This window comes from Burkholderia sp. Se-20373 (assembly GCF_017104705.1).
Classification (GTDB): domain Bacteria; phylum Pseudomonadota; class Gammaproteobacteria; order Burkholderiales; family Burkholderiaceae; genus Burkholderia.
Window position 1 is genome coordinate 1 of record NZ_JAAGPH010000275.1, and the last position, 4,092, is coordinate 4,092.

The 4,092-nt window shown below is 68.9% G+C and carries 5 protein-coding genes; 3 read left to right on the forward strand and 2 right to left on the reverse strand.

The window, feature by feature from the left end; all coding sequences use genetic code 11:
- From G3N96_RS37730 to G3N96_RS37740, 3 genes are all read left to right on the forward strand, one after another.
- On the forward strand, window positions 1–485 hold a 485-nt coding region (locus G3N96_RS37730; protein ID WP_206140388.1), incomplete at its 5' end, for an ATP-binding cassette domain-containing protein.
- Entirely contained in the window at window positions 482–1,246 is a 765-nt protein-coding gene (locus G3N96_RS37735; RefSeq protein WP_124576077.1) for an ABC transporter ATP-binding protein, read from the forward strand. The genes G3N96_RS37730 and G3N96_RS37735, both read left to right, overlap by 4 nt.
- A 95-nt stretch (window positions 1,247–1,341) precedes the next feature.
- Entirely contained in the window at window positions 1,342–1,788 is a 447-nt protein-coding gene (locus G3N96_RS37740) for a hypothetical protein (RefSeq protein WP_206140389.1), read from the forward strand.
- 43 nt (window positions 1,789–1,831) lie between these two features.
- On the opposite strand, the gene G3N96_RS37745 is transcribed toward G3N96_RS37740, so the two are convergent.
- Together G3N96_RS37745 and G3N96_RS37750 are read right to left on the reverse strand one after the other, a co-directional pair.
- A complete protein-coding gene (locus G3N96_RS37745; RefSeq protein ID WP_206140390.1) occupies window positions 1,832–3,253 on the reverse strand; it encodes a sensor histidine kinase in 1,422 nt (473 codons plus the stop codon).
- Window positions 3,240–3,905 carry a response regulator transcription factor gene (locus G3N96_RS37750; protein WP_069250848.1) on the reverse strand — a complete coding sequence of 222 codons (666 nt, stop codon included), beginning with the start codon at window positions 3,903–3,905 and terminating at the stop codon, window positions 3,240–3,242. Before G3N96_RS37750 ends, G3N96_RS37745 begins: the two co-directional genes overlap by 14 nt.
- Between the last annotated feature and the right edge of the window lie 187 nt (window positions 3,906–4,092).

Sequence of the window (4,092 nt, forward strand, 5' to 3'; positions counted from 1 at the left end):
GCTCGGTGCTGCGCGCGCTCGTGCGGCCCGCGGCGGTGCGGCGCGAGGAAGCCGCGCTGTGCGACGAGGCGCGCGCGATCGTCGCCGGGTTCGGCGAGCGGCTGACGCCGCGCATCGATCATCCGGCGCACAGCCTGTCGTATGCGAACCGGCGGCGCGTGGAGATCGGCCGCGCGCTCGCGCTGCATCCGCGCCTGCTGCTGCTCGACGAACCGACCGCCGGGATGAACGAGACGGAGACGGCCGAGATGCTGCAGTTGATCCAGTCGCTGAAGGCTCGCGGCCTGACGATCCTGCTGATCGAGCACAAGCTCGAACTCGTGATGCGCGTGTCCGACCGCGTGATGGTGCTCGACAACGGCGTGAAGATCGCCGAAGGCGCGCCGCGCGACGTGCGGCACGATCCGCGCGTGATCGAGGCGTACCTCGGCCGCCGGTATGCGGGCGGCGCGCCGGCCGACCGCACGGCGCAGGCGGCCGCATGACGGCACTTTCTTCCGGACCCGACACGACCATGACCGATGCACTGCTGAAACTCGAACACCTGGACACGTTCTACGGGCCGGTGCAGGTGCATTTCGACGTGAACTTCGAAGTCGGCCGCGGGCAGATCGTCAGCCTGCTCGGCGGCAACGCGAGCGGCAAGTCGACGACGATGAAGCTGATCCTCGGGCTGCTGCGGCCGCGCCGCGGCGTCGTGCGCTTCGACGGCGACGACGTGACGGCGCTCGCGACGCCGCAGCGCGTGCGGCGCGGGATCGCCGCCGTGCCCGAGGCGCGGCGGCTGTTCGGCGACATGAGCGTGCGCGAGAACCTGCTGATGGGCGCGTACACGCGTGGCGACCGTGCGGCGGTGGCGGAGGACTACGCGCGCGTGCTCGACCTGTTTCCACGCGTGCGCGAGCGGCTGACGCAGCGCGCCGGCACGCTGTCGGGCGGCGAGCAGCAGATGCTCGCGATGGCGCGGGCGCTGATGGCGCGGCCGAAGCTGATCTGCATGGACGAGCCGACGATGGGGCTGTCGCCGCTGTACGTCGACAAGGTGCTCGAACTGATCGACGCGATCAACCGGCAGGGCGTGACCGTGTTCATGGTCGAGCAGAACGCGAGCCTCGCGCTGGAGATCGCGCATTACGGGTACGTGCTGCAGACGGGGCGCGTCGTGCTCGAAGGGCCCGCGAAGGCGCTGCTCGACGACGAGCGTGTGCGCGACGCGTATCTCGGTGGTGAGGCGGTGGCGGCGTAGCGGGCGGGGCGGCGGGGCAAAAAACGGTGATATACGCCGGATTGTCAGGTAGATTGGCGCTCAGTCGCCATCACCGCCACCGGGAGCGCCGCACCATGTTGACCTATTCCGTTCAGAAAGTCGGCTACGCATTCGAGCAACTGGATCCGCAGGGCGCGACGGATTACGCGTCGTTCACGCAGGCGTTCGACGCGTTCCCGTGGGCGGCGCAGCATGCCGAATGGGACGACACGCAGGACGGCCCGTTGCCGGCCCTCGTGCTGCAGCAGGCCGACGATCAGCGGGAGCTGTGGGTGACCGCGCTGCGCGATGCGCATGCGGACGGCTTCCAGTTGAATGCCGTCTCGATGCGGATGAAGAAGGGGCTGTTCGGGATCGGCAAAGGCAAGCTGGAGCAGCATGTCGATACGATCGACGTCGACACGCGCGCGGAAGTCGATACGTTGTGCCGGCTGTTCTGCGATCGTCAGTATGACGAGCTGGATCGGCTGGTCGCGCGGCATGCGGAGCGCAACCGCTTCGATGACGACAGCGACGATTGAGTGCCCGTCGCGCACGTGCATGAACCGGCCCGGGTCCGTCGGTTCATGCCTGCTTCTCGCCGCTCCCCGCCGCGCGCGGAAACGTCAACACCACCGCAAACCCGCCCGCCTCGGGAAACGCAAACCCGACACGCCCGCCGTGCGCCTTCATCACTTCCTGCACGATCGCGAGCCCGAGACCCGACCCGGTGCGCCGCTCGCTGCCGTCCGGCGCGATCCGCACGAACGGTTGCAGCGCGGCATCCCAATGCTCGCGCGGAATCCCGCGGCCGTTGTCGGTGACGGTCAGCGTCACCGCATCGTCGCCGTTGCCCTGCGTCGCGACCGAGACGACGATGTCGTCCGCATGGCCATGCAGCAGCGCGTTGTGCAGCACGTTCGACAGCGCTTCCTGCAGGCTGATTGCGTCGCCGTCGATCCACGCGAGCGGCGCGTCGCTTGCGAACGCAACGGCCACGTCGCGCTCGCCGGCGAGCGGAATCGTGCGGCCGAGCACGTCTTTCGCGAGCGCGACGAGGTCGACCGGTTGCAACGGCACGGCCTCGGTGCGATGAATGACCATCGCATGATTGAGCAACTGGCCGGTGAGTCGACCGACGTCCGAAGAGGTCGCGCGCAGCGCGTCGAGCCGCGCCGCGTGGCGCGCGGGATCGGCTTCGCCGTCGAGCAGCTCGATTTGCGCGTCGAGCCGCGCGAGCGGCGTGCGCATCTGGTGTGCGGCATCGGCGATGAAGCGCTGCATCGCGTTGATCCGCTCGGCGAGGCGGTGCATCAGCCCGTTGATCGACCCGATGATCGCGTCGATCTCGCTCGGCGTGTCGACGGCCACCGGCCGCAGGTCGGCCGGGTCGCGCGCGGCGATGATCGTGCCGATCTGCGCGAGCGGACGCAGGCCGCGCCGGATCGCGAGGCCGCTCGCGCCGATCGCGAGCACGCTCATCAGCAGGATCAGCGTCCATACCTTGAAGCTCATGTCGTTCGTGAGCTGCTGCCGGGCGTTGGTGGTTTGCGCGACCGTCACGAGTGCCCAGCCCGGCGTGCTTTCCTCGGGCATGTAGCGCGCGATGGTCGCAGTGCGGATCCGGTGCCCCTGGTACAGGCCGTTCGCGAACGCGGGGCCCTGTTTCGCGGCGGCGAGCGTCGCGGGGCTCGCGAGATCGTTGTAGCCGGCCACGACGATGCCGCGCGAATCGACGACCTTGTAGTAGACGAGGTCGTAGCGCGACAGTGTCGACAGCGCGGCCACCGGCGGATTCAGCGCGAGCACGCCGCCCTGCACGTAGAGGTTTTCCGCGACCTGGATCGATGCGCCCGCAAGCAACTGGTCGTAAGCCCGTTCGGCCGCGACGCCCGCGTAGTAGCGCGCGATCGCCGCAAGCGCGAGCGCGCCGGTCGCGACGACGAGCGCGATGAAGAGCAGCGTGCGCCCGAACAGCGTCTTCGGGAACCAGTCAGTGCGCCGCAATCTGATACCCCATTCCACGCGCGGTGCGGATCTCGACCGAGCTGCCCTGCAGCTTCTTGCGCACGCGGGTCACGTACTGCTCGACCGCGTTCGTGGTCGGCTCGTTGCCGAAGCTGAACAGTTGGTTCAGCAGTTCGTCCTTCGAGAAGATCCGCTGCGGGCGGCTCGCGAGGATCTCGAGCAGCGCGAATTCCTGGCGCGACAGCGACAGCGGCTGGCCGTCGAGTTCCGCGAGGCGGCTGCTGCGGTCGATCACGAGGCCGCCGAGCGTGAGCACGTCGTTCGCGTGGCCGCTGTTGCGGCGCAGGAGCGCCTGCACGCGGGCATCGAGCTCGCGGTAGTCGAACGGCTTCACCAGGTAATCGTCGGCGCCGAGGCCGAGGCCGCTCACGCGGTCGTCGATCGCCGAGCGCGCGGTGACGAGCAGCACGGGCGTCGTGCTGCCCGATGCGCGCAGGTGGCGCAGCACCGTGAAGCCGTCCATGCCGGGCAGGTTCGCGTCGAGCACGACGAGGTCGAAGCGCTCGACGCGCAACAGCCCGTGCGCGGTCGCGCCGTCGGTTTCGAGATCGACGGCATGGCCGAGCCGCGCCAGGCGGCTGCGGATCGCCGCGCCGATTTCGGCATCGTCCTCCACGACGAGAATGCGCATGGTGCCGTTTCGCAGGTGGGTGGGTTAGGGGTTTTCCCGGGGCCGGGATGTCAGCATTTTCTTGAACACGACCTGCGCCTGCTCATACAGCGCCGTGCGCTTCGCGACGTCCCCATTGGAACGCGCCGCGTCCACCAGCTTCTCGAAATCCTGGTTGCACCACTTCGCGAGATTGCTGCCGTGCACC

What these genes read in the sequence shown, in the direction of transcription:
- G3N96_RS37750 (WP_069250848.1), bottom strand. Translation starts at nt 3,905, where the DNA reads ATGCGCATTCTCGTCGTGGAGGACGATGCCGAAATCGGCGCGGCGATC.
- G3N96_RS37740 (WP_206140389.1), top strand. Translation starts at nt 1,342, where the DNA reads ATGTTGACCTATTCCGTTCAGAAAGTCGGCTACGCATTCGAGCAACTG.
- G3N96_RS37735 (WP_124576077.1), top strand. Translation starts at nt 482, where the DNA reads ATGACGGCACTTTCTTCCGGACCCGACACGACCATGACCGATGCACTG.